Genomic DNA, 26473 nt, shown 5'->3' with positions numbered 1-26473 from the left:
GTTTAGAATGTTTTAAGCTACCTGGTATGTTGAAATTGGTTTTGAATGCTGATCTTTTAACCATTGTGTAAACACCAACAGTTTCCAGATCTGTGTAGCCCTGTTCCATTTGCCGCTCATGTGATCGTTTATCATGGCAAATGATTTTTGTACATTAATACCAGGGATGTTTTTTAGCTCGCTTATGGAAAGATGGTCCATTACGTGATCTTTCAGTTCGTTTCTAAACCAATGACTGAGCGGCATTGTAAAGCCCGATTTTGGTCTGTCAAACAGCTGAGCCGGGGCGTATTGATATAGGATATCTTTCAAAATTCTTTTTTGAATGCCATATCTAAACTTATAGCTGTCGGGTAGGTTTTGAGCAAATGCAACTACCCGGTGATCCATAAGCGGTGCCCTCGCTTCTAATGAAAAAGCCATCGTACCCCGGTCAACCTTGGTGTTTATATCACCATTTAAATACGTTTTTGTATCGAAGGCCGATAGTTTTTGAAGCACGCTGGTTGATTTGGACGACCAAATATCCATGAACGGTACTTGTAAACCGATGTTAGGGTTTTCGAGCCAGGAGTACTCAAGGCCGCCCAGCATAAGCCCGTAAAGTGATTTGATCTCCGGGTTGCAGATGCCTAACGCAATTAGTTTATGGCGATAGTTAGGGGAGATGCTTATTAAATCTGCTATCTTTTTACGCACGGCCAGCGGGCATTTAAACAGCTGGTCAACCATAGTAAACCACTTGTATCTGCTGTATCCTAAAAAGCTTTCATCACCACCATCTCCGCTTAAAACCACGGTAACATGTTTTTTGGTGTATTTGCTTAACAGCAGGGACGGAATAGCGCTTGAGTCGGCAAAAGGTTCGTCGTAGTAGCGTCCGAAGCTCTCAATGAGTTCAAGGCCTTCTTCTTTATTACACTCAATGGTATGATGATCTGTTTTTAAATGATCAGCAATTTTTTGTGCAAAAACGCTTTCGTCAAAGCCTTTTTCCCTAAATTTTATACAGAAGGTTTTTACATTTTTATAGCTTTTTGACGCCATGGCGGCAACAAGCGATGAATCGATACCTCCTGAAAGATATACCCCCAGGGGCACGTCGGCATGCATACGGATATCAACTGCATTAGTGATCAGCCGGGTTAAATCGGACTGTGCTTCCTGGTATGATCCTTCATAGCGTTCGGTATGGATTAAATCCAGCTCCCAGTATTTTTTTGTCCTGAAATTGCCGGTGTTGCAATCAAAACAAAATGAATGTCCGGCCTCAAGCTTTTTTATTTCGTTCCAGGCCGATTTGGGTTCAGGAACATATCCCCATATAAAATATTCGTTAATGGCTTGTTCGTTGATAGTTACATCCCTGCCGATACATATTTGTGAAGGCTGGCTGGCAAATTCAAAATCAAAGCCATTGTGGGCATAATAAAATGGCTTTTTGCCAAGCCTGTCGCGGGCGCCAAAAAGCTGGAGCGTACGCGTGTCAAAAATTGCAAAGGCAAACATGCCGTTGAAATGGCTTACGCAATTTTCGCCGTATTCAAGAAAAGCAGCTGTAATTACTTCTGTATCCGAATCGGTCAAAAACCTGTAACCTAAGGCTGTTAGTTTTACCCTTAAAGCTTTATAGTTGTAGATTTCGCCATTAAATACAATTTTAAGGTGACTATAAGTAAGCGGCTGATCTGACCGGTGATCCAGATCAACAATAGCCAGCCGGTTATGACCTAAGGTAACCGGACCGCTACGTTCAAAGCCTGAATAATCAGGGCCCCTGAAATCGGCCCTTGCTAATTTTTGAAATATGATATCATCCTCATATCTCACTGTTGATCCGTAAATGCCGCACATACAAAAAAGGTTATAGGTTAGTTTTTACTTAATTAGCGAGCAAGGTTTCATATTCCATCCCTATTTTATCGAGCCCAAAGCGCTCAATAATATCGGCTTTGATATTAGGATGCTGCCATGTTTGATTGCATGCCCTTATAATTTGCTGGCGTAGTGTGCACAGATCATTTTGTTCGGCTATGAAACCGTTAAAGCCTTCTTTTATCAGTTCGTTAACGCCGCCAACTCTGAATGTAACCACCGGAACACCTACTGACAGCGATTCAAGTACTACATTAGGGAAGCCTTCGGTAAAAGAGCTTAAAACCAGTAAGTCATGCTTAGAAATAACATCGGTAACGTTTTTAATCTCGCCGATAAATTTTACACGTTCGTTAAGACCGATATTTTGCACCTCTGCTTTTAACGTATTCATCAGCGGGCCATCGCCGGCTATAGTTAAAACGTAGTTTTGAGGCAATGCTTTCATAACTTCCAACAAGCGAAACAATCCTTTCTCTTTGATAAGGCGGTTAACAGCAATAAGCCTCTTTAATCCGGAAATTTGGTTTTGAGGTTTTATTACGCTTGTTATAATAACCGGGTTATGGATAACTATAAGCCTGTTTAGGTTAATGTTATAAAGCCTGGCTATAGCTTGTTTCATTTCTTCCGACTGGCAAACTATTGAGTTAAAGCGTACAAACAAAAACCTTGAAAAGTAATTGTAAAAGCGTGCTTTAAATCCATAAAACTGCATCATTTGCTGCGGATTGTTAGATGCCCTGGCTATTAAATTAGGCACCTTAACAAACATAGATACAAGGGCTACCAGGATGTTGATATGATCGGTAGTTGAAAAAACTGCGTATGGTTTTTCGTCTTTCAGCAGTTTTCGGAGTTTAAAAAATGAGTGCGAAGCTTTTATTGTTTTCAGATCTACAAACCTGATGCCTGCTATTTCTGTAGAGAAACTGCATTCGTTTCCGTTTAACAGAACTACAACTACCTCATAATCGGGTTTGTTGAAATATTGAGACAACAGCCAGTAAACACGCTCAGAACCACCTGCACCAAGCGAACTAAGAACAAGGAAAATCTTCTTTCTCATTATAAACTAAAAATTGGGATCAAGTTTTAAGCGACAGCTAATTCTTCCTGTACTGGTTCGGTTTGCTTTACCGGGTCTTTTAGCCTGTTGTAGTGTAATACAGCGAAATAAATAAATATAGTAGGGCCGTCTACACTCATCAGCCACCCGTTATGTGACAGCGCGTTTAAGGATATTGCTATAAAAGTGAAAAATATAGCTACATAAATTGCGCTCCCTTTATGCTTTACATTTTTTATAGTTTGCCAAAACAGGCGGACGGTTTTATAATATATGGCCCACAGCAACCCTATGCCCAAAAACGGGCCAAGCAGGGTTATGAACATCAGGTAGGCATTGTGCGATGACAGGCCGAATGTAAACAAGGGGTTCCGGTATGTTACTTCATCCCAGGTTTTACCATAAAATATAAGCCCAAAAGGATAATCAGCAAATATTTTAAGGTTTTCGGCAGCCATGTTGGCCCTGTTAAAATCGTTGGCTTCTTTTGCCTGATTTTTTGACAGGATGTTGTTTTTATCATCAACGTTATCTTTTAACACATAAGTGTACAGCCCAAAACATATGATCGCAGTAGCTGCAACCAGAAAAACAGCCTTGTAGCGATAGTAAATAAACAGGAAGAGCGTTACACCGGCTCCAAAGCTTATAAATGCCGACCTGTTCATGCCAAGATAAATACATGCAACACAGGCTGCTAAAACCAAAATCCTTACTATGAGGTATTGCCCCGTGGTACATGCCGCAATGAAAGCAAAGGTAGTAATGGCCACAACCTGGTATCCGAAATTGAATTGCGTTACTGCCAGGCCTGCAGGGCTTTGTTTAACCGGTTCGCCCAATAACATACTCCTTATCGGGTCAATGGTGCCTGCCATACTGTGATCCAGTACCATGATGATCATAGAGCACATGAGCAGGAAAAAAAACATCAATATTGAAGCGTAATAGCGCGATTTACTTGCACCTATAAAATAGTTAAAATATAACGAGCATGGTATTATAGTAAGGAGTATGGCAAAAAAGGTAATATAATTGCTCAGGCCTACTACCTGGTACAAAAAAACCCCAATTACAAAAACTATTAACTCGTTGGTATAGCCAAAATCCAGCAAAGGCTTTTGCACAAAAAACAGCAGCATGCAAAAAATTACAGGTGCAGGAATCCTCAAAGTATCTGTCATGAAAATGCCAAAGGCAAGTGTGTACAGATAGAAGAACATTAAACCGTAAAAGAGGCACTTTTTAAGCAACATAATAAATTGGTGCTATTGAAAAATTCGTTTTATTGTAGATAGTATAATCTTCAGATCCATTAAAATACCCTGGTTGTCAATGTACTCGAGGTTTTTAATGATTTTTGACGGAACTATAACCTTGATATACATATCCTCAGGATCGTCGCTGCCGGCCAGGATGTCATTTTCATCAAAATATTTGATAGATGCCCAGTCTGTTACTCCTGGTTTAACACTTAATACCCTTAACTGAGCAGGTGTATACAGGTTTACGTATTTCCGCACTTCGGGGCGGGGGCCAACAAAACTCATGTCGCCTTTTAATACGTTTAGTAATTGCGGCAGCTCATCAAGTTTATATTTCCTGAGCCAGTAACCAACGCCGGTGATCCGGTAATCTTTACTACCTATGGTTAATAATCCGGCCCTGTCCGAGTCCACATACATGGTGCGGAATTTGAAGAGTTCAAATTCGTTTCCATCTTTTCCAACCCGTGCCTGTTTATAAAATGCGCTTCCTCTCGAATTTATTTTAATAGCCATGGCAATTATAACAAACAGCGGCAGCAATATGATCAGCGCTATAAGTGATAAGCCAATATCAAAAAGCCGTTTAATCATAACTGTATTTTATAATTCAACTTTTGCCGGTTCTTTATAGTGTTCCAGTACAGCGTTAACTGAGCTTATCACGGTTGTAATTATGAAATCAATCTGTTCGTCAGTAAGTTGCGGATATATAGGAAGCGAGATTTCATTTGCATAAAGTGCGTAAGCCGATGGATACTGAGAAATCTCATAGCCCAGATCTTTAAAAAGTGTAAGCATTGGCAGCGGGGTAAAGTGCACGTTGGCCATGATCCCTTCACTCATAATGCTTTCAATTATCTGATCGCGTTGTGCTTCTGATATATCTTTGATCCGGAGGGCAAACAGATGGTAGGATGATTCTCTTTGTTCATCTTTTAATGGTGGTTCAATAAACCAATCCATTGTTTTAAAGCTATCACAATATATAGATGCAACACGTTTACGCATCGGGAGCAGTTTTGCATCATAGTTCCTGAGCTGACCGAGCCCTATTGCTGCACAAATATCGGGCATGTTGATTTTGAGGCCCATAAATAGGATGTCGTATTTCCAGCCGCCGCCATTACTTTTGGTAAATGCATCTTTGGTTTGCCCGTTAAGGGTATATAGTTTTAAATACCGGTGTTCTTCGGCCGGATTAAAGCAGGCAGGTAAATTAATACAGATACAACCTCCTTCGGCTGTAGTGACGTTTTTTACAGCGTGAAAGGAAAATATAGAAACATCACTATACTTTGATGCAGGTAACTCATTTATAGTTGCACCAATGGAGTGTGCTGCGTCGGCAATTAAAAGTATTCTGCCTAAAATCTTTTGCTTTGGGCTTTCGGCAACAAATAGCTTTTTAATTTCAGGTTTATTGATAATCGCCTTTAACTGTTCGTAATCGCATGGCCAGCCGGCTATATCAACAGCAATAATTGCTTTTGTTTTTGGAGTTATTGCTTTGATCACAGTTTCTGCGGAGATGCAGCAATCTTTATCTACATCAACAATAACCGGGGTAGCGCCGCAATGCAATACGCTTAAAGCTGTAGCGCAATAAGTGTACGCAGGGATGATCACTTCATCTCCCTCTTTTATGCCAAACCACTTGAGCATCAGGATAGCGCCCGATGTCCATGAGTTTACGCAAACAGCTGCATCCGAAGCTGTAAGTTGTTTCATTTGCTGTTCAAGTGCGGCTACTTTAGGGCCAGTGGTTATCCAGCCAGAGTTAAGCGTATCCATAACCTCATTAATAACGGCCTGGTCAATGTAAGGTGGCGCAAAAGAAATTTTCATATCAGGTTTAAATAATGTTAGTTTCCGGCAGGGATCCGTTCCATAAAAGCAATTGCCTTTTGAGCGTAATCACGTGCTAATCTTTTATAAATGCAATATTTTTCGGCAACGGCATCAGCCCAGGTATAATTTGAAAAATCCAGGTTATCCAGTGATACAAAAAGGTGATGGTTTTTTTCTATAAAAATTTCAAGTTCAGCAAAAGCCTGGGGAGGGCAGGTTTCCGGATGATAGTTGAATGTCCAGGTATATTTTGTTTTTTGTTCAACTTCTGATAGTTGAACCGGCACCCAGTTAAAACCAAACCTTACGTAGGGTGATTTGAGCAGGCCGTCGCTTATTATTTTAATGTTGGTATATTCATGCAAAGCCAGTAGGGTATTACGATCGAAGGTATGCGCCGGGGCAATAAAAACAGTAGGGTTAATATTTTCGCGCCTGAAAATTTCGGCCGCCTTTCTTATTTTTTCTTTTTGAGTTTGTAAGGGTAAGCCGGCAAATTCTGATCTGTTATTCATTTTCAGCAAACCAGAGTTGTGGTTGATATAATAATGATCAAAACCGTGCATGCCTATCACATAATTTTTATCTTGGAGCTCGCGTACCAACTGCCAGTAGTAAGGGTTAAAGTTGCCGCAGGCTTTTAGTTTAGGATCTTTGTTTGCCGGTATAACAGCTATTATAGGTTTTATACCATACCTGTCAAACAGGTTAAAGAAGCGTTCCCATTTTGGGAGGTTATTTGTCGGGCATAAATCATCCAAACGAATTAAGTACTGTAGCATATTAACAGTTTGATAGGTTTACAAAGCTGGTTGGCTGTTTGTTAGTTGTGCCGCTGTTTCAGTTGCGGCAGCGTGTTTTTTCATTAGTGTTTCCCATTCTCCCAATATTTTATCGGGATGATTGGTTTGAGATATGATACGGGCTTGATTTCCAAGATTTGTTTTTAACGTCTCATCGCCAGCCAAACGATGCATTGCATCGGCTAAACCACTTATTGAAGCTCTTTTTACCAGCATCCCGTTTTCGCCGTTAACAATTATTTCCGAAGGACCAAAATTACAATCTACTGCTATAGAAGGGCATCCAAAGCTCATAGCCTCAACTAAGGCGTTGGGGTATCCTTCATTGCGTGATGGTAAAACAAACATTTCGGCCTGGCTATAATAATCCTGAAGGTTATTTCTGCTACCGGGTAACAATACCCGTTCTCTTAATCCGAGATTAAAGATCTGGCAAACCAGGTTGGCACGTTCTTCGCCATCGCCAATGATTATAAGATCAACGTCAGTGAGGCCTGATTTTGCATATGCTTCAATAAGGATGTCAAAGCCTTTTACATAAGCTAAACGGCCAACGCCCAAAATAAATCTCCGGTTGTGAACCTTCTCATCTGACGGCGATTGGAAAATAGTAACAGCATTTGTTATACGTTCGATATTATTGAGCGCTTTAAAGTCTTTATCCTTAAGCAGGCAATCCTCAACTCCTTTAGCGCTTACAACAACTGACGCCGCCCTTTTATATAAGCTTAAAGCCAGTTGTTTATGCAAATAGTTAAAGCTGATAACGCTTCTATCCGGCGAGGTACGTTCTGAAACAATATAGGGCACGCGGGTTAACCAACAGGTAATGCCGGCCCAAATATTGGCCGAAGTAATGAATGATAACACACACACCGGTTTTAGAGTTCGTAGCAGCTTGATGAGCTTGTAGAAAGTTTCGGCAATATGATACATCCTATAAGCTAACCGGCTTTTCTGGCGGTCGGTAAGGTAAAATACTTTAACACCATCCTCAATTTCATACGCTGGAAGATCGTTGTTTAAAGAAATGAGTACCGACTGGAAGTTGTTTTTATTAAAGTAATTAGCAAGCGAAATGATAACTCTTTCTGCTCCTCCTCCTTTAAGCGAAGGAATAATGAAAAACAGAACGGGTTTTGAAAAGGGGGCGGCTTGTATTTTCATTTTGAGTGTTAAATGCTCTGTTTGTTATAGCAGGTATTTTAGTGTATCGTAAGCTTTGCGGAACCGTTTGTTTTGTAATTCAAATAGCAGATAGCGTTTTATATAAAGCAGCAAAAGCTTCTTTTTTGCAATTGCTGAGTATGTGAAATTTTTAATGATCAGGTTAAAGTCACTGATAACCATTTCCATACGCGCTTTAGCATTGATCATGCTCCATACACCTCCCTCGTGCCGGCGGTAACAACTCATTACCTCGGGCATTACGTAAATTTTGCCGCCGGTATTATGGGTTGCCCAAAGCTTAAACATTTTATCGCCTGCAAAACACTCAAAAAACCAGGGTGTAGAAAATACCTGGGTTGTTTCGGGAATGTTGCGATAAACCACAGTTGCGGTTTTAGTTTCTTCCTGTTTTCCTGCCAGCAAATCGGCATAGGTGTGTATCAGCGGCGTTGGGTTTGGATGAACATAAAGTGTTTTATTGCCGGCGTTTATTACTTTATGATAATGGCAGCAAATAACGAACTCGGCATTGTTTTCTAAAAAATCAACCTGCTTTTGCAGTTTATATTCATTTGTCCAGTAATCGTCGCCCTCACAAAGTGCTATGTATTTACCCCTGCATTCTGCAATACAATTAATTAAATTTTTATGCGTGCCCAGGTTGGTAGTAGAGGCTATGAGCTTTATCTTGCCCGGGCACGTTTCTGCATAAAGCTTAATTATTGATTGAGTTTTATCCGTCGAACAATCATCGCCAATAATGATCTCATATTTGAAATTGGTTTTCTGCATCAGAAAGCTCTGGATAGCTTCGGCGATAAATTTTTCGTGGTTGTAAGTAATGCAGAGGATACTTACCGTTAACTCTTCATCAATCATACTGATCCATTTATATTCACGGCTGTCACGTTTATTTCAGATTCGATTTTATCGGTAACCAGCGTACCAAAATGTTTGGGTTTGAAATTATTATCAAAATTTTGAGCACGTAACAATAGTCTGCAAATAAGATCGAGATCAGAGAGCGACAGCGTATGATACAACGGCAGGCAAACCACCCTCGAGGCTATAGAATCACAAACAGGCATGGGCTGTTTTTTTACGTATGGCAGCGATGATAGCGAAGGGTAAAAATACCGCCTGCAATAGATCTGCGCCAGCTCCAACTTTGCTTTGCTTTGATGCATCAACGCCTCTGTTTGAAAAATTATAGGGAAATATGCATAATTGTAGTCTTGTTCATTTTCAAGTTTCTGAAACTGAACGTCCAGGTTCTCCAGGCGCGACAGATACTGTTCGTATAAATACCTTCTCTTTTTAAGTATCTCGTCAACATGGCGCAGGTTGCATAAACCCATTGCTGCATGAAACTCGCTGTTTTTTGCGTTGATGCCCTCTTCAGAAAAGGTATCAACTCCTGAATAGCCGAAATTGCGCATCAGGGCCATTGTTTTCAATAGTTCGGGGTCTTGGGTAAATACTGCACCGCCTTCAATAGTATGGTATAATTTGGTTGAGTGAAAGCTGGTTACGCTGATGTCACCGTATTCAAATACCGAGCGGTTTTTGTAAAAGGTACCAAAGCAGTGTGCCGCATCATATATCACCTTAAGGTTATGTTTATCAGCAATAGCTTGTATGGCAGTTATATCGCAAGGGTTACCAAATACGTGCGTTGCCAATATGGCCGATGTTTTTGGGGTGATTGCAGCTTCAATTTTGCTTGGGTCGATGTTCAGTGTTCCTGGATCGATATCCACAAATACCGGTTCGCAGCCCTGCCAAACAACAGTGCTTGTAGTAGCAACAAATGAAAATGGCGTTGTGATGATCTCTCCGCTTAGCTTAAGCGCTTTAATAGCCAGTTGTAACGCTATTGTGCCATTTGTAACAAACAGCATATGGCTAACACCCAGGTATTGCTTTAGTTTTAGCTCAAGGGTGTTTACAAGCGGGCCATTGTTGGTGAGCCATTGTCTTTCCCAGATACTTTTTACATAAGCTCTGAATTCCTTTTCGGCGGGGAGAAATGGTTTGGTTACGGGAATCATCGTTTTAGGATTAATTGGTTAAAATCTTTAATAGCAGAAAGCTTAATTAATAAACTGGCTCCATAATAAACCGTGGCGAATATTATGAGTAATATGCCAATTTGCATAGTTGGGATGAAAAAATCGTTGATCAGGAGTTTGTCGAGAAAATAACAGCACAGACCAATGCCCCCGGCTAATGCCACTGTAGGCAAAATATCCTTTACCTGTTCGGTAACCGGGTAGTTAATTAAGCGCCCGCTGTAAATAGAATTGATATAATAGGCTATCACGTTAAAAAATAACTGGAAATATAACAAGCCATAGATGCCGAAGGGAATAAAGCACAGGATCCCAACAACGCTCAACACTTTTTTTATAACTTCTAACCTTAAAAACAAGGCGCTTTGTCCCATTACTTTCAGCACATTTAAGTTATAGGAGTGCAACGGGTACATGATACCGCCTATGCATAATAACTGGAAAATAGGAACAGCAGGTAACCATTTATCTGTTAATAAAATATGAAACAATGGCTTGGCAATGATACACAGCATGATGAGTGCCGGTGCATTCCAGAATACTACCTGTTGCATGAGCCGTTTATAAACATTTTTTAACTGCACCGGATCGTCTGATATTTCTGCAAACATTGGGTAGGTAACTTTATTTATAGCTGCTGAAATGTTACTTATTGGTAATTGGCTTATCGAATCGGCCCGGCTGTAGTAGCCAAGCTGGGCTGCCGAAAAGAACTTACCTATAATTATCAGGTAGATGTTTTGATAAACCGTATCAATTAAACCCGATAGCGTCATTTTGTACCCAAAGTGGATATGCTTTTTAAAACAAGCCTTGTCAAATATCAGTGCCGGCCGCCAGCTTGAGGTGATCCAGTGTATTGCTGTTGATAAAAACGAGGTACATAACCCCATCCAAACAAGGCTCCAAACGCCGTATCCTAATTTTGCAAGTACGATACCTAATATTCCGCCGCCAATGGCCGAGGGGATTTGAATATTAGTTTGTTTTTTAAATTTTAAGTCCTTAACCAACAGGGTGCTTTGTACTCCAAAAAACGCGTTTATGATCAAAATTAAGGTATAAACCCGCACAACAGCCGTTAACAACGGCTGATGATAAAAAGCAGCTATAAGTGGCGCTGTTACAAAAAGTATCAGGTAAAGGATGCTGCTGCCAATGATATTGAAATAAAACACTGTTGAATAATCGCGCTGATCTGCGTCGGTTGTACGGATCAGCGAAGCCGTGAGGCCACCATCCAAAAGGCTATTGCCTACCGATATAAAAAGATACAGCATGGCTATCAAACCAAATTGCGATGGTTCCAGGATCCTGGCAAGGAATATGGAGATACCAAAGCTTACTACTTTTGAACTTAATTGCTGCCATAGCGCCCACACTATGCCAGATACCGCTCTTTGTTTATAGCTCATGATTTTTAAAGCCGGGCGTTAACAACCTCTTCTGGTAAAAATGCTTTCAAATCATACAGTACAGCATTAGGTTTGCAAAGCGCTTTTATGTTCATTTCTTTAAACTCCTCGTGTGCAACTGCAAGTAAAACCCCATCATAGGTACGCGTTTTTGATTCGCCGTTTTCGCAAATGATGCCGTACTCTTTTTTAGCATGCGCCGCATTGGCCCACGGATCATGGATATGCACTTTCACCTTATACTCTTTTAATCGTTTTACAATGTCTATTACCCGGGTATTCCTTACATCGGGGCAGTTTTCTTTAAATGTGAAGCCAAGTATCAGTACCTCGCTATCTGTTATTGAAGTGCCGCGGCAAATCATCTGTTTAATAAACTGATCGGCGACATAGCTTCCCATCGAATCGTTAATGCGGCGACCGGCAAGTATAATCTCGGGGTGATAACCTGCTTCCTGGGCTTTTTGGGCAAGGTAATAAGGGTCAACACCGATGCAGTGCCCGCCAACAAGGCCGGGCCTGAAATTTAAAAAATTCCATTTTGTACCCGCAGCTTCTAATACCTTGTGAGTATCGATGCCTAATTTATTAAAGATCATCGCTAACTCGTTCACAAAGGCAATATTTATATCGCGTTGGGCATTTTCAATTACTTTGGCTGCTTCAGCAACTTTTATTGAGTGGGCTTTGAATGTGCCGGCAGTTATAACTGATTGATAAAGCTTATCTATAGTCTCGGCAGCTTCAGGAGTTGAACCCGATGTGATTTTGCGAATTTTTGATACAGTATGTAATTTATCGCCGGGATTGATCCTTTCGGGTGAGTAGCCCGCAAAAAAATCAACATTAAAAGTAAGCCCTGATACTTTTTCTAAAATGGGCATACACTCATCTTCTGTTACTCCCGGATATACTGTTGATTCATAAATTACAATATCACCCTTTTTTAAAACCTTACCTACTACGCGGCTGGCACTTATCAGCGGAGATAGGTCAGGGCGGTTGTTTTTATCAACCGGGGTAGGTACGGTTACAATATATATGCTACATTGTCTCAGTTTTTCAACCTCGTCGGTAACATATAAACCGGTTGCTGTTGTGCAAACTGGTGTAATTACTGCGTTCAATTGTTCAGAGTCAATCTCCAGGGTATGGTCAATACCTGATTTAAGCTCATTAATGCGATCTGCATTAATATCATAGCCAATGACTTTGTATTTTTTTGCAAATTCAACGGCCAGGGGCAGGCCTACGTAACCAAGACCGATAATACCTAATTTAGGTTGATAATTGTCAATTTTCATGATTTTCGCTAATGTTATGAACTGATAAGTTTTGGATTGAAACGCGTGTTACTAAAGCGCAATTGATGGTTTCAAAAACCATTAATACATTTTTGCCCTGTATCTGCAGCACTTTACCCATTTGATTTACAAGAGCGCCATCTTTTATTTTAACTGTATCGCCAACAGTGAGATTTTGAAGGCTTACAATTTCCATGTCTTTGTAGCGTGAAAGGTTTGTCCTGATCTCGTCTATTACATTATCCTTTACTATTGCGGGTTTGCCCATGTAATAAACAAAGCCTAATGCGCCCATTACGTAAAGTGCTCTTGATTGCTCATATGCATCAACATGAACAAATACGTAGGAGCTAAACAGCGGCACACTGATTTCCTTTTTCCTGTCCGACCATTGATTTACTACATCCCTAACCGGGCAATAACATTCAATGCCACTTTGCTTTAAAAGCTTGTCCACCTTTTTTTCCCATCGGGGCTTGGTGTAAATAACAAGCCATTTTTTTTCATGATAATTTGTCATGCGAAATTGCGGTACTCTTAATTGGGTTTCCATAAAATGAATAAAAGTTGGATCGGGATACTGACGGCCTGCTACAGCTTCGCCAACTCACTCACATACTACCGAGTGATGATTGTTTTATGCAGAAGCGTAGTATTTGAAAATTATTTACCTGTTGCCTGGCTTATAACCGCTGCAACCTACGCCGGCTGTGGCTCCGCCAATCCAGTCACATTGGTTAGGCGGTATTAAAAAATAATTGAACTAATGGTTTATAATATTTGCCGGGTTTACCGGATATCTGGTTTAATACAGCGGCAGCTTACGTTGCCTGTGGCTCCGCCAATCCAGTCACATGGTTAGGCGGAACATTGAAAAATAATTTGAACTAATGGTTTACAATATTATTTACCGGTTTTACCCGCCTATATAATACTTTAACCGGTTGTTTTTTACCCCGCCTGCGGCTTCGCCAATCCAGTCACACTGGTTATGGTAAGTAAAAAATAGTCGAATTAACGGTTTATATACTCTCCGGTTTTACCCGGTTATTTGGTTCATAACAGTTGCAACTCAGGTTGCTTGCGGCTCCGCCAATTCAGTCACACGGAACAGCTTTATTCAAATAAATAGTCGAACTAAACAGTTCACAACTCATATTGCCCCGACTTTATGGTATGTATAAATGAAAGCTATCAGCTGCCATACGCCGATGCGTATCCATAGCCACCGTAGGCGTAAGCCTGCCTGTTTTCTTTCTTCGCATCGTTAAACACTACCATAAGGTTTTTTAATTTTTCATTATCGTAAATATCCCTCAGGATACTTAATTGTTCGGTGTTGGTATAATTATAGCGTACAATATATATGCTCAGCTCGGCGTATTTGGCCAGGCTAAAAGCGTCGGCCACGGCGCCCACGGGCGATGTATCAAGCACGATATAATCAAACTGGGTTTTGCACCAGCTAAAAAGCAGGTCGAGTCTTTTATCTGATAATAATTCGGCTGGATTAATTGCTTTGCTTCCTGCACCCATCACAAAAAGATTGTCGGCCTCATTATAAGCCTGGATACATTCGGCAGGCGAATTGGTGTTACCGGTAATAAAATCAGTAATGCCTTTGGTTTGCTCCATGTTAATGTTTTTCAGCAAATCGGGTTTGCGAAGGTCAAACTCCATAATCAATACCTTTTTGTTGAGCATAGCAAGGGTTAATCCCAGGTTGATGCTGAAAAAGGTTTTGCCTTCGCCTTTCATTGACGACGTAACAAGCATCGTTTTATGCTGCGTGCCGTTGTTGAGGAAGCCGATGTTGCTCCTGATGTACCTGAATAGTTCTGAAATGTTGGTATTACTTCCGTTTGATATAACTACAGAACTATTATCTTCAGTATTATGGCATAACTCGCCAAGGATTTTAACTCCTTTTATGTTAAGTAAACTTGACTGATCTTTAATTTTTAAGCTGAATTTATCCTTCAGGAAGATGAAAACACCAGGTATAAGCAATCCGGCAATAATTGCGAATAAATAGGTGAGTTGCTGTTTGGGAAACTCAGCTACCGGGTTAGCGGCAGGTTTATCAATCAGTTGTGAAGAGGGGATCGTAGCTGATAAAGACAAAGCTGTTTCTTCTCTTTTTTGCAGCAAATATTGATAGAGATTGGTTTTTACACCTTGCTCGCGGCTTCGCTGTAAAAGCCCCCGCTCAATTGTCGGAACCGAACGGATACGGGAGTCATACTGTGCAGAATTTTCCCGGAGTAACTGGTGCCCGATAGAAAATCCTTTTTTGATGTTGGTTAAGTTTTCGAGAATATTTACACGCAGGGAAGCTATCTGGTTGCTCAGGTTTTGAACAAGCGGGTTAGCCAGGTTTGCACTGGTAAGCATGCGGTTTCTTTCTAACTGAAGATCATTGAAACGGCTAACCAATGTGTTTAATGCCGGATCTTTTAACCCCATGGTGCTGGGAACAGCATTATATTGGTTAGCCGAGCTTTTTAAATACGCTTCAATTGAATTCACTATACCCAATTGAGTGTTTGATTCTTCAAGCAGCTGGTTATATTCGGCAGATTTTGTCAGGTTTACCTGGGTGCTTGTGTTTATTTCCGCAGCGCCGTTTCTTTGTTTAAATGTTTCAATGTCACCTTCGGTAAATGAAAGGTCATTCTCTAAATCGTGTAACCTTTTATCTATAAATAATATTGTATTTACAGCCGTAACATTTTTCTTAACAACATTTTCGGCATTGTAAGTAGATATGATGTTGTTTAAAATATCAACACCTCTTTCAGGAACTGCGTCAACCAAACTTAAGGTTAAAGTGTTTGATTCTTTAATAACGGGGTTAACCTGAAACAATCCCGCGCTGTATGCGGCGGCAAGCCTGGTCAGGTTTTTAAACTGAATTAGTATAGGCGTTTCATTGTTGGAATAAGCAGGGCCTTTTTCTACCTTAAATGAGTAATCTTTATGATTAATTGGTTGGTTATAATTGTAGATCCAGACTTTTTTATCTTCCTTAAGCAAAAACTTACCTTGCGTATATGGCTGCAGGTATAATTGTTTCAGATATGCAGCTTTACCCAGCCTTAGTATGGTGACTTTGAAAGGCCGTTCATCGCCATATAGCTCCTTTGTTGTAAGGCCGCTCTCATCAAAATATGAGGTTTCCATATTTAGTTTTGCAAAAACCTTATAAATCAGGTCTTTTGAACGGAGTACCTCCATTTCGTTATCCACGGTTTTGGTTTCCTGGAACATGTTCAAATCGCTAAACGCAGTTGCTTTTAAAATACCATCACCTTTTTTATCGTCGGGTATCTGGAGGGTACTTGTTATTTTATAAAGCGGGGTAACATAGTTCAGGTATGTCCATGCAGCGGCTAAACAAATAACCATGCTTATCAGGAATATATACCAGCCACTTAAATAGGGCCTGATGTTTGACCTGAACGCGTTGCCTGGCAAAGGCTCTTTTAAAATAAAATTGTTATCCATATCACCATTGTTAGGTATCATTAACACTATATTTATCTCCTTAAAAGCACTGCTGCCAATACAGCCAATGCCGAAATTGAAGCGACCACAATTGGTGCCAGGCGTGTGTTCTGGCTATATTCAACCGCTTTTGATTTATCAGGCTCCACATAAACAATGTCATTTTGTTTAAGATTGAAGTAAGGGGAATCCATTGACTCAACTTTATTAAGGTTAAGGCGGTTCATTGTTCTGTGTCCGTTTTCAGTGCGGATCACCAGCACGTTTTCCCTTTTTCCATAAACTGTCATATCCCCGGCCATACCTAATGCTTCAAGTAAGTTTACATTTTCATCAGTTATTATGAATGATGATGGTTTGTTAACCTCACCTATAACACTTATTTTGAAGTTCAAAAGCTGGATAGCAACCACCGGGTTTTTTACAAAAGCAGATAGCCTTTTTGCTACTTCGGTTTGTGCCTCTTCAATAGTTTGCCCTTCAATTTTATAATCGCCGATAAGCGGTAAATTCACGAAACCATTTTCATTTACTTTATATCCTCCATTGGTTGACTGGTTAGCTGCACCTGCATTTTTGTTTCCGTTAAAAAGCAAGTTTGATTCGGGATTTAAGCTGTTAACAGTTACACTTAAAATATCTTTTTGATGGATAATTGCAGCTCCTGCCATATTATTATTTACAGCACCTGTATTTGCCATATTGCTGAAATAAACTAAATCACGTTTACCGGCACACCCGGTTATCAGCAGCATAACTGTAATGAAACAGTATATATTAATTTTCTTCATCATCAATAGTTTAAGAGAGTTTATGAAACTATTTTGAACTGGTTTATTTGGTTAATCAAATTTATCTATTTGGGCATTGATAGTATACGATTTTAGGCGATTGCCGTTTTTTTGTAAACCTGTATCTTAGTCTTTACAGAACATGTAAAGCCACAAAGCAGACATGTGTAAAGGGTTGTGAAAAAAGTGTATTATATAGGTATTTTAGCTACATTTCTCATATAAATACAGTTACAACCGGTAAGCGTTGCGCATAAAAAAAGCAGGTTTAAGCCTGCTTTTTTTGGGGTATTTGTTGGTTAGTTATACAGATTATTCTACCGTAACTGATTTGGCCAGGTTACGGGGCTGATCAACATTGCAGCCCCGTTTTACGGCTATATGGTAGGATAGAAGTTGTAGCGGTACAGTGGCCAGGAGCGGCAGAAATGCTTCGTCGGCATCGGGTATTTCGATACAATAATCGGCCATGTTTTTTACTTTAATATCTCCCTGGGTAACAATAGCAATCACTATTCCCTTTCGTGCTTTAACCTCCTGTATATTACTGATCACCTTTTCGTATGATGAGTTTTTTGTGGCGATGAAGATCACCGGCATCTGCTCATCAATTAAAGCAATGGGGCCGTGTTTCATTTCGGCAGCAGGGTAACCTTCAGCGTGAATGTAAGAGATCTCTTTTAATTTTAGTGCCCCTTCCAATGCCACCGGGAAACCAAAGCCCCTGCCTAAAAACAGGCAATTTGGTGCATTTTTTATTTTGGATGCGATGTCTTCAATCAAATCGTTATCCTGTAACAGCGTTTGTATTTTATCGGGAATGGTATCAAGCTCGGTTAACAAACTGCCAAGTTTGGCTGGAGTTAGCGTGCCTTTATGCTGTGCTATGTACAATGCTATTAAAGTTAAAACGGTGACCTGCGCTGTAAAGGCCTTTGTTGATGCTACACCAATCTCCGGTCCGGCATGTGTATAAACGCCTGCATCGGTTACGCGTGGAATTGATGCGCCAACAACGTTGCAAATCCCCAAAATTGTTGCGCCGCGTTCCTTGGCGATCTCAATGGCTGCTAATGTATCAGCAGTTTCGCCAGATTGTGATACCGCCATCACAATATCTTTATCGGTAATTATAGGGTTACGGTACCTGAATTCGGAGGCATATTCAACCTCTACTTTAATACGCCCGTATTCTTCAATAAGGTATTCGCCGGTTAAGCCGGCATGCCATGAGGTACCGCAGGCAATAATAATTATCCGCTCTGCATTTTTAAGCTTGTCGGTATACTGTTTGATGCCGCCCAATTCTACTTTTCCTTCAAGCGGGAAAATACGGCCGCGCATACAATCTCTTATTGATCGTGGCTGCTCAAAAATCTCCTTCATCATGAAGTGTTCAAAGCCGCCCTTTTCTAATGATTCAAGCTTAAGTTCCAGCTCCTGGATCAATGGGGTTTGCACAACATTATCCAGTTTCTTTATTAATAACGCATCGGGTTTTACCAAAACTATTTCGTTATCTTTTAAATACACTACGTTTTTAGTGTATTCGATAATAGGTGTGGCATCTGATGCAATAAAATACTCACCCTGCCCAACGCCAATAACCAACGGGCTGCCTTTCCGGGCGGCAATCAGTTGGTCAGGGTTTCCCCGGTCCATAATTACTATGGCATACGCGCCTATCACCGTATTTAAAGCGAGGCGGACAGCCTCCAGCAAATCTGTTTGCTCGATATTTTGAATTTCTTCAATTAAATGGATCAGAACTTCGGTATCTGTTTCGCTCTTAAAAGTATGTCCGCGGGCAAGCAGCTCTTCTTTAAGGATCAGATAGTTTTCGATGATGCCGTTGTGGATGATGTGCAGGCGGTTATCATTTGAACTATGTGGATGGGAGTTTGCATCAGACGGGGCGCCATGTGTGGCCCACCTGGTATGCCCTATGGCGATATGGCCACTTTTGTCTTTATCGGCTGTGTGGGCTTCAAGGCAAGCCACCTTGCCGGTTTTTTTATACACATTGAAACCTGCATTATTGATGATAGCAATACCAGCGCTATCGTAACCACGATATTCTAATCGTTTGAGACCGTTTAACACAACCGGCCACGCATCTCTTGACCCGATGTAACCAACAATTCCGCACATAGTTTTAAGGCTTTAAATGATAATTCAGTTTATAATTACTTGGTGAGTAAAATTATTTAATCAGCTGTCAATAAAATATAAGCCCTGTTCAATTGCCCGTAAATTGTAAATCTGGCTGCATTTTACGCGTTTAAAAATGTAAAAGGATATAAATTGCTTTACATTTTAGCTGGCCGTTAAGGAATGGTAAAGCAGTTGAATATATTTCTTGCTAAATGAGCTGCGAACAGGTTTACATGAGGTTATCTTACCGATATCCCTGAATTTGGAAATTGCAGCCCATATTTTGGTTGTAAAGTTTGTTGCTTGATTTTACAGAATGATATACGATTGCAGCTATACTATTTTATATCATTTTATTTTCAGTTAGGTTTAGTTAACCAATAGTAACTGACAATGATATTCAATTCATTTACATTTCTGCTGTTTTTTCCTGTAGTAACAGTTTTATATTTCTTGTTGCCACATAAATTCAGGTGGCTGCTGCTGCTTTCGGCAAGCTGCTATTTTTATATGTTCTTTAAAGCCATATACATACTTATCCTGTTTTTTACCATAATAATTGACTATACAGCAGGTATTTATCTTGAAAAAGTTAACGATCCTAAAAAAAAGAAATTACTGTTAATACTTAGCCTTACGGCAAATATTGGGGTACTTGCAGTATTTAAATATTTTAACTTTTTTAATGCCAATTTATCGGGGATATTATACTGGATGGGGTACACTAACCCAATTCCGTTTTTACAGATCCTGCTCCCGATAGGGTTGTCATTTCACACTTTTCAGGCCATGAGTTACACCATTGAGGTTTACCGGGGCCACCAAAAGGCCGAACGTCATTTCGGTATTTATGCTTTATACGTAATGTTTTATCCGCAATTAGTTGCAGGGCCTATTGAACGGCCTCAAAACCTGTTGCACCAGTTTAAAGAACAACATCATTTTAATACACTGGATGTTTCTGAAGGGTTAAAAAGGATGCTGATAGGCTTTTTTAAAAAAGTAGTTGTTGCCGATAGGTTATCCATATATGTAAAAACCGTTTTCAGCAACTATCCCGAGCACGGCTCGGCCACAATTGTGCTGGCTTCTTTGTTTTTTGCAGTGCAGATCTATTGTGATTTTTCAGGATATTCAGATATAGCCATAGGAAGCGCCAGGGTAATGGGCTTTAAGTTAATGGAAAATTTCAGGCGGCCATATTTTGCAAAAAGTATAAGCGAGTTTTGGAGCAGGTGGCATATTTCACTTTCAACCTGGTTTAAAGATTATGTATACATCCCTTTAGGTGGCAACCGGGTAAGTAAAGGAAGGTTATATTTCAATTTGTTTGCCGTGTTTATGATCAGTGGGCTGTGGCATGGCGCCAATTGGACATTTATTGTTTGGGGCTCTTTACACGGGTTTTACCTCATCTGCGGAATGGCTACTCAGCAATGGAGGGCCGCTGTAGCAGAGAAATTGGGTTTCAGAACCGGCTTTTTTGCCAACTTTTTAAACATCTCTTTTACAATTTTGCTGGTTACTATAAGCTGGATTTTTTTCAGAGCCGTTTCATTGCCCCAGGCCTGGGGCTTGTTGAAAGGTATTTTCATTTATAAGCCCGGCTTTTTCATTGGCGAGCCTGCTTACTTTTTGTATGATTTTATGGCGATAGCGGCCTTGTTTATCTATGAAGTAAAACAAGAGTACAATCTTCATTCATTGCGTTTTCTGCATAATGAAAATTGGGGCATCCGTATGGCTTCCTATTTAGGCTTGATTTTTATAATCCTGCTATTTGGCGTTTTTGATGGCGGACAGTTCATTTATTTTCAGTTTTAAACTATGAAGCAGTTGAAAGGAAATAGCAATAAGTTTTTTATCCGGTTGTTAATGATGGCTGTAGCTTTTGTAGCCGTTGATCAGATAGCCGGAGCTACGCTTTATTATTTTTTTACCCACCAGGGTTCGGGCGAATATGCCGTGGCTAATCATGTAGTTTATAATTTAAATGAGGATGTTCTGGTGTTAGGCAGTTCAAGGGCTTCGCACCACTATAACCCATCATTGATAAAAGACAGTTTGAAATTGAGTTGCTTTAACGGGGGCAGAGATGGCGAAGGACTTTTGTACAGCACAGCCATTTTTGAACTGGCATTGCAGCGGCACATTCCCAAGGTTGTTATTTTAGATGTAACCAGCGATGTGTTAAGTGAAAAAGAGGATGAGAAGAGCCGGTTGTCAATTCTGTTGCCTTATTTAAAACAATCAAAAGTGGTTGAAAATATGATTGAGAAGAAAGGCCGGCTGGAATTATTGAAAAGTAATCTTCAAACTTACCGCTATAATGGTCAGGTGGTTTCTATATTTCAGCATTACTTTTTATCATCGGGTAATACTATTATGGGCTTTAACCCCTTGGATAATAAAATGGACGCAAGCAGGGTTTCTACCAAAACATCAATTAAACCATATTCTGATAGCTTATCTGCCGACAACGTAGGGGCGCTGAACTTATTTATCAATGAATGCAAACGGCAAAAAATTCAATTGTTTGTATTTGTATCGCCAAGGTACAACGACGATACCCAACAAAATTCTTACTTGAAAATGAAGAGTATCTGCAATAGTAACAACGTTATTTTTCATGATTTTACAAATGATGTATATTTTAAGAACCCGGAATATTATTCAGACAGGGCACATTTAAACAGCAGGGGAGCTGATTTATATACTGACACTATAGTTGCCTTTATGAAAAAAAAATTAAGCCCGGCAGTTAACGTTCAATACCTCAGTAAAAACTAAAACCCGATAGCTCAAAATTAATATTGCACAGCGCAATCCAAAACTATAAAAAAGGCCGCTCTATGAATATCATAAAGCGGCCTTTTGCTTAATTGCTTAAGCGTGGATAAATAATTTAATTAATTAACTGTTTTAACACCTGCTCCTGCTGTTACCACTGTCGGAACGTTGGCAGCTGCATCAAGCAATGAAGTGTAAGAGTAAGACGGTACCCAGGTTGATAAAGATGAGGTAATGTCGTTTTTACCGCAATTAGAATAAACGTTAGTTGTTGTACCGCTGAAGTAACCTACAGGGTCGCCATCTAAGTTAGTAGTAAGTGGTTTTTTACAGCCTGAGAAATACTCATTATCTGTTCTTACTGTACCACCATACCTTGCGCCGATAGAATAACCATCATTGTTTAAGTGATAGTTGTTGTACATGTGGATGCTGCCGAATACCAAAGTTGGTTCCCTTTCAGACACATTGTACCAGTAGTTGTGGTGAATGGTAACGTGTAATTTGCCGGTATTGGCTGCAACAGCGTCGCTTGTTACCGAACCGATAAGCAATGACAGGTAGGTGTCATGGAATTTGTTCCATGAAATGGTTACGTAGTCAGAACCTTCGGCAACGCCGATATCTTTACCCCAGTAATCCCAGCCATGGCTGCGGTCTGTAGCAAAATCGCAATGGTCAATCCAAACGTGGTGTGATTGGAATTTAACATAGATACCACACTCAGTTACATAGTTTCTAAACGTAACGTTTTGGATGATGATGTTGCTAACAGTAAAAAGGTAAAGGTTCAGGCTCGATATAACGGCGCCGGTTTTACCGATGATGGTGGTATTTGAACCAACATACACTGGAGTTAAGCCTGATCCGCTAATTGTTCCGGAAACATACACAATCTTGGGCGAATTGCCTGCCACGGCAGATTTGAACGCAGCAAGTGTGTTTACAGTTACTGTGGTACCACCTTTACCACCAGTTGTTGTTCCGTTAACAGCAGCGTAACCGGTTAATACTGTACTTAATACCGAGCCGGTTGCTGTTGTTGAGTTACCTGTAGCCGGAGCAGTGGTTGTTGTACCGCTGCTTGCTGTACCGGTAAGGGTGTAAGTGTACTTTCTTCCGTTTGTGATTGGGCTGCTGTTGTCGGAAGTTGAAAAGTACAATCCGTTGGCCCAGTGACTGAAACGACCTTTACCAAGATCTCTGATGTCAGTATGAACCGAGTGGGCCGGACCTAATGCAACACCGTTTTCATAAACTTTAAGTGTTGACGCGGTTGGCGCTGTGTTTGAATCTCCGTCTACAGGAATAGGGCTAATTTTGTAAGAGTAGCCTTCGTCTTGTCTGATCGAAGAAGGATCGATCGTGTAAACGGTAGGGGTGGTGGCTGTTGTCGCCAGGCTTTGACTGGCATTTAAATCATTAATTGGAACGGTTACTGGTGTCTCTGCATTTTTGGAGCAACTCCCAATTAGGATAAGCGTACTCAATGCCAAACTACCAAGAGTCATTTTTTTTAAAGATTTTGTTTTTTGCATGTTATAATTTTTAATTAAGCCCTCGAAACGCGGTCTTATATTAAAAATTACAGTTAATTTTTTCCTAAAGATATAGACTAAAAGCGTAGATAGTTCAAAAAGCGGCTATACTGTTGTTTAAACGTATAAAATTGTGTGTATGTGTAAAACATAAAGTTGTAAAGAATTACACACTTCGTGACATTTCTATGACAATTTTAGCTCAGACGAAAACCGGATTTTCGTTGCCAGAGGTTTGAAGCAGGCGTTTTATCTCGTTTTTTTAACCAACAATTAAGAACCTCAAATGTGAAAATTGCTTCACAAAATGTTAATGTTAGAGAGAAAAATTGTCATATTGTCAATGTTTTTTCTCCGATTTTAACATCTTCACATTAATTGCTTCTGACTGCGATGGTGTAAGTAATTTGTTTTTTGCTAATAAGGTTTGATTTATAGCAAGTTAACAAAATAATTTTGATTTTGTTTAAGATGTAAGAAACTGTTTAAAAATGAGAGAAAGTATTTTTGTAGAGACGCATAATGGCATCTTCCCGAGGACAAGCCGATTTTAAGAGCGTCTATGCTGCCGTAAATTGCAAGCGGAAGACGCAATTATGCGTTTCTACATTCAAAAACTATCGTTTTTAAACAGCCTCTAAGAGCCCGTTTATTTTAGAATTGTAAAATGAAGCCTGGGTTTATGAAAAATGAACACCGTTCATTATATTTGCAGCGTATTAATTGATCATGGGAGTAACTGACAGAAAGGAACGGGAAAAAACGGAAATGAGGGAGCTCATAAGAGCTACCGCTATGAAGATGTTCCTGGAGGATGGTTACGCCAAAACATCTATTCGCAGCATTGCTGAGGCTATAGAGTATAGTCCCGGTACTATATATCTATATTTCAAGGATAAGGATGAACTTTTATATGAAGTGCAGGGTGAGGCTTATGGCCAGTTGCTGGAGGTTTTTAAAAATGAGGCTACCAGTACCGATCCGCTTGAAAAGTTGCGGCAGGTGGGTAGGGCTTATATTAATTTTGGCCTTCAAAACCCCGAACTTTACGATCTGATGTTCATTATCCGCGCGCCGATGAATGTGGATGAAGAGATCCATAAGGCTAACGGAGGTAATTGTTTTGCTTTTTTGGTTGATTGCCTTTCTGATTGTATCAATAAAAAGTTGCTGCGCATCAATGATGTGGAACAAGCTTCGTTATTGGTATGGGCAACGGCACATGGTTTAGTATCGCTAAATTTACGTTGCCGGTTAAAAATCATGGATCAGCCCGAAGAGGCTATACCTCAAATTTTGATTAAATCAATGGAAGATTATTTAGCAGCTGTAACAATTTAATATTTTTTTGCTCTATAACTAAACATCGTTCATTTGTTAAACAATTGTTAATAAAAAATACTGGTTCAGTGTGCTTCACATAGTGTTAGTGGCGCTGAATGTATTCTGTCACATAATTTTTTTACTTATATACTAAACATTGTTCATTATGTACACATCGTTCAAGATAAAGTCAATTCCCATCATCGCGATATGCATGTCGCTGGGAATAAGTACTTGGGGGCAAAGCAGCCATAAACAGCTTGATGATTATATCGCTACGGCATTTGCTCAAAACCAGGGCTTAAAGGAGCAGCAATTTGATTTGGATAAGGCAATGGCAGCTTTGAAAGAGGCGCAAGCTATGTACCTGCCCACAGTAAGTTTACTTGGTAGTTATACAAAATCATCAGGGGGACGCACTATCGATGTTCCGGTAGGTGATTTGGTTAACCCTGTTTATACTGCATTGAATCAGCTAACCAACTCGAACAAGTTCCCTCAGTTAAAAAACGAATCCTTTCTGCTCAATCCGGATAATTTTTATGATGCAAAGGTACGGACATCACTGCCCCTTATCAATGCCGAGATCAGGTACAATAAACTCATCAAACAACAACTGATAACCAGCCAGCAGGCAGCGGTAAACGTTTATAAAAGAGCCTTGGTAAAAGATATTAAAACGGCTTATTACCGGTATTATCAATCGTTGCAAAGCATAGCAACTTATAACAGCGCGATGGTTCTGATCAAAGAAAACATCCGCGAAAATGAAAGCATGCTGCGCAATGGCGTACGGAACGGGACTGCTTTATTACGCTCTCAAACAGAAAAAGAGAAAACCAACGCCGCTTTGATCCAGGCACAACATGGTACGCAAAACGCTAAATCATATTTTAATTTTTTGCTCAACCGCCCTTTGCAGGATACAATTATTGTTGAACCCGAGGCTGTAGCCGATATTATTGCGGCCCCCGATACTTCGGTAGGAACAAAACAACGCGAGGAGTTAAAGCAGTTGCGCACGCTGCAGCAGGTTTATACGCTCGATTATAAATTGCAACGATCAGGCTTTATACCTAAGCTCAATACATTTATTGATCTCGGTTCGCAGGGCTTTGATTTTAATGTGAACAATAAAACCCGCTACTATTTGTGGGGTGTAAACCTGCAATGGGACATTTTTACCGGCGGACAGCGCAAGTATAAAGCCGAACAATCAAGGGCCAATTATAATGCCGCAACAGCCCAGCTGGATCAAACCGAACAATCTTTACAGTTACAGCTCGATCAGGCTTATAATAATTATGAGTCGGCTAAGGCTGCGTATAAAAGTGTTACTGCGCAGCTTCAGTTTGCCGCTAAATATTATAATGACCAGCTAAAAGCTTACCGTGCCGGGCAGCTCCTTTACCTTGAACTGGTAGATGCACAAGACCAGCTAACAGGTGCACGTTTGCAAATGGCCGGTGCGCAGGCCAACCTGCAAATTACCCTTGCCGAACTTGAACGTGATCAGGCTACTTATCCAATTAACAACTCCAACTAA

20 protein-coding genes are annotated in these 26473 nt (G+C 40.2%); 4 read left to right on the top strand and 16 right to left on the bottom strand.

Features of this window, described 5'->3' with window-relative positions; all coding sequences use genetic code 11:
- Nucleotides 1-12 precede the first annotated feature (12 nt).
- The 15 genes from asnB to glmS all read right to left on the bottom strand — a co-directional run bounded on the left by asnB (nucleotide 13) and on the right by glmS (nucleotide 19273).
- Nucleotides 13-1854: an asparagine synthase (glutamine-hydrolyzing) gene (asnB, locus tag BMX50_RS11050; RefSeq protein ID WP_091210582.1), complete on the bottom strand. Its 1842-nt coding sequence runs from the start codon at nucleotides 1852-1854 to the stop codon at nucleotides 13-15.
- A 28-nt stretch (nucleotides 1855-1882) separates the two neighbouring features.
- Entirely contained in the window at nucleotides 1883-2944 is a 1062-nt protein-coding gene (locus BMX50_RS11045; RefSeq protein WP_091210581.1) for a glycosyltransferase, read from the bottom strand.
- A gap of 26 nt (nucleotides 2945-2970) precedes the next feature.
- Nucleotides 2971-4200 (bottom strand): O-antigen ligase family protein, encoded by a 1230-nt coding sequence (locus tag BMX50_RS11040; protein ID WP_091210580.1) that lies wholly within the window; start codon nucleotides 4198-4200, stop codon nucleotides 2971-2973.
- Nucleotides 4201-4212: 12 nt separating this feature from the next.
- Nucleotides 4213-4803 carry a sugar transferase gene (locus tag BMX50_RS11035; RefSeq protein WP_208864685.1) on the bottom strand — a complete coding sequence of 197 codons (591 nt, stop codon included), beginning with the start codon at nucleotides 4801-4803 and terminating at the stop codon, nucleotides 4213-4215.
- Between the two features lie 9 nt (nucleotides 4804-4812).
- Nucleotides 4813-6057 carry a DegT/DnrJ/EryC1/StrS family aminotransferase gene (locus BMX50_RS11030; protein WP_091210579.1) on the bottom strand — a complete coding sequence of 415 codons (1245 nt, stop codon included), beginning with the start codon at nucleotides 6055-6057 and terminating at the stop codon, nucleotides 4813-4815.
- A gap of 17 nt (nucleotides 6058-6074) precedes the next feature.
- A complete protein-coding gene (locus BMX50_RS11025) occupies nucleotides 6075-6842 on the bottom strand; it encodes a DUF2334 domain-containing protein (protein ID WP_091210578.1) in 768 nt (255 codons plus the stop codon).
- An 18-nt stretch (nucleotides 6843-6860) separates the two neighbouring features.
- On the bottom strand, nucleotides 6861-8030 hold the full coding sequence (locus BMX50_RS11020; protein ID WP_091210577.1) for a glycosyltransferase: 1170 nt from the start codon (nucleotides 8028-8030) through the stop codon (nucleotides 6861-6863).
- 24 nt (nucleotides 8031-8054) lie between these two features.
- Nucleotides 8055-8912, bottom strand: a complete 858-nt coding sequence (locus tag BMX50_RS11015) for a glycosyltransferase family 2 protein (RefSeq protein WP_091210576.1) — start codon at nucleotides 8910-8912, stop codon at nucleotides 8055-8057.
- Nucleotides 8909-10084 carry a DegT/DnrJ/EryC1/StrS family aminotransferase gene (locus BMX50_RS11010; protein ID WP_091210575.1) on the bottom strand — a complete coding sequence of 392 codons (1176 nt, stop codon included), beginning with the start codon at nucleotides 10082-10084 and terminating at the stop codon, nucleotides 8909-8911. The genes BMX50_RS11015 and BMX50_RS11010 overlap by 4 nt, the downstream gene beginning before the upstream one ends.
- A complete protein-coding gene (locus BMX50_RS11005; RefSeq protein ID WP_091210574.1) occupies nucleotides 10081-11520 on the bottom strand; it encodes a lipopolysaccharide biosynthesis protein in 1440 nt (479 codons plus the stop codon). The genes BMX50_RS11010 and BMX50_RS11005 overlap by 4 nt, the downstream gene beginning before the upstream one ends.
- 5 nt (nucleotides 11521-11525) lie before the next feature.
- Nucleotides 11526-12824: a Vi polysaccharide biosynthesis UDP-N-acetylglucosamine C-6 dehydrogenase TviB gene (tviB, locus tag BMX50_RS11000; RefSeq protein ID WP_091210573.1), complete on the bottom strand. Its 1299-nt coding sequence runs from the start codon at nucleotides 12822-12824 to the stop codon at nucleotides 11526-11528.
- Complete coding sequence (locus tag BMX50_RS10995) at nucleotides 12814-13377, bottom strand: UpxY family transcription antiterminator (RefSeq protein ID WP_244280946.1); 564 nt, start codon at nucleotides 13375-13377, stop codon at nucleotides 12814-12816. The genes tviB and BMX50_RS10995 overlap by 11 nt, the downstream gene beginning before the upstream one ends.
- Nucleotides 13378-14018: 641 nt before the next feature.
- Entirely contained in the window at nucleotides 14019-16352 is a 2334-nt protein-coding gene (locus BMX50_RS10990; protein WP_091210571.1) for a GumC family protein, read from the bottom strand.
- 11 nt (nucleotides 16353-16363) lie between these two features.
- Nucleotides 16364-17125, bottom strand: a complete 762-nt coding sequence (locus BMX50_RS10985; protein WP_244280944.1) for a polysaccharide biosynthesis/export family protein — start codon at nucleotides 17123-17125, stop codon at nucleotides 16364-16366.
- 309 nt (nucleotides 17126-17434) lie between these two features.
- Entirely contained in the window at nucleotides 17435-19273 is a 1839-nt protein-coding gene (gene glmS / locus BMX50_RS10980; RefSeq protein WP_091210569.1) for a glutamine--fructose-6-phosphate transaminase (isomerizing), read from the bottom strand.
- Nucleotides 19274-19669: 396 nt separating this feature from the next.
- Between glmS and BMX50_RS10975 the strand changes: the two genes are divergently transcribed.
- Both BMX50_RS10975 and BMX50_RS10970 read left to right on the top strand, forming a co-directional pair.
- Nucleotides 19670-21100, top strand: a complete 1431-nt coding sequence (locus BMX50_RS10975) for an MBOAT family O-acyltransferase (protein ID WP_091210568.1) — start codon at nucleotides 19670-19672, stop codon at nucleotides 21098-21100.
- Nucleotides 21101-21103: 3 nt separating this feature from the next.
- Nucleotides 21104-22066, top strand: coding sequence for a hypothetical protein (locus tag BMX50_RS10970; RefSeq protein ID WP_091210567.1), 963 nt, complete (start codon nucleotides 21104-21106; stop codon nucleotides 22064-22066).
- 119 nt (nucleotides 22067-22185) lie between these two features.
- Here the strand turns inward: BMX50_RS10970 and BMX50_RS10965 are convergent, their stop codons facing one another.
- Entirely contained in the window at nucleotides 22186-23604 is a 1419-nt protein-coding gene (locus tag BMX50_RS10965) for a pectate lyase family protein (protein ID WP_091210566.1), read from the bottom strand.
- A 729-nt stretch (nucleotides 23605-24333) separates the two neighbouring features.
- Here BMX50_RS10965 and BMX50_RS10960 point away from each other — a divergent pair.
- On the top strand, nucleotides 24334-24945 hold the full coding sequence (locus BMX50_RS10960) for a TetR/AcrR family transcriptional regulator (RefSeq protein ID WP_091210565.1): 612 nt from the start codon (nucleotides 24334-24336) through the stop codon (nucleotides 24943-24945).
- A 148-nt stretch (nucleotides 24946-25093) separates the two neighbouring features.
- Nucleotides 25094-26473: a TolC family protein gene (locus BMX50_RS10955; protein ID WP_091210564.1), complete on the top strand. Its 1380-nt coding sequence runs from the start codon at nucleotides 25094-25096 to the stop codon at nucleotides 26471-26473.

It is taken from the genome of Mucilaginibacter gossypiicola (assembly GCF_900110105.1).
GTDB classification, from domain to species: domain Bacteria; phylum Bacteroidota; class Bacteroidia; order Sphingobacteriales; family Sphingobacteriaceae; genus Mucilaginibacter; species Mucilaginibacter gossypiicola.
The sequence above is the reverse complement of the archived record's forward strand: the minus strand, read 5'-3'. Positions and strand labels throughout refer to the sequence as shown.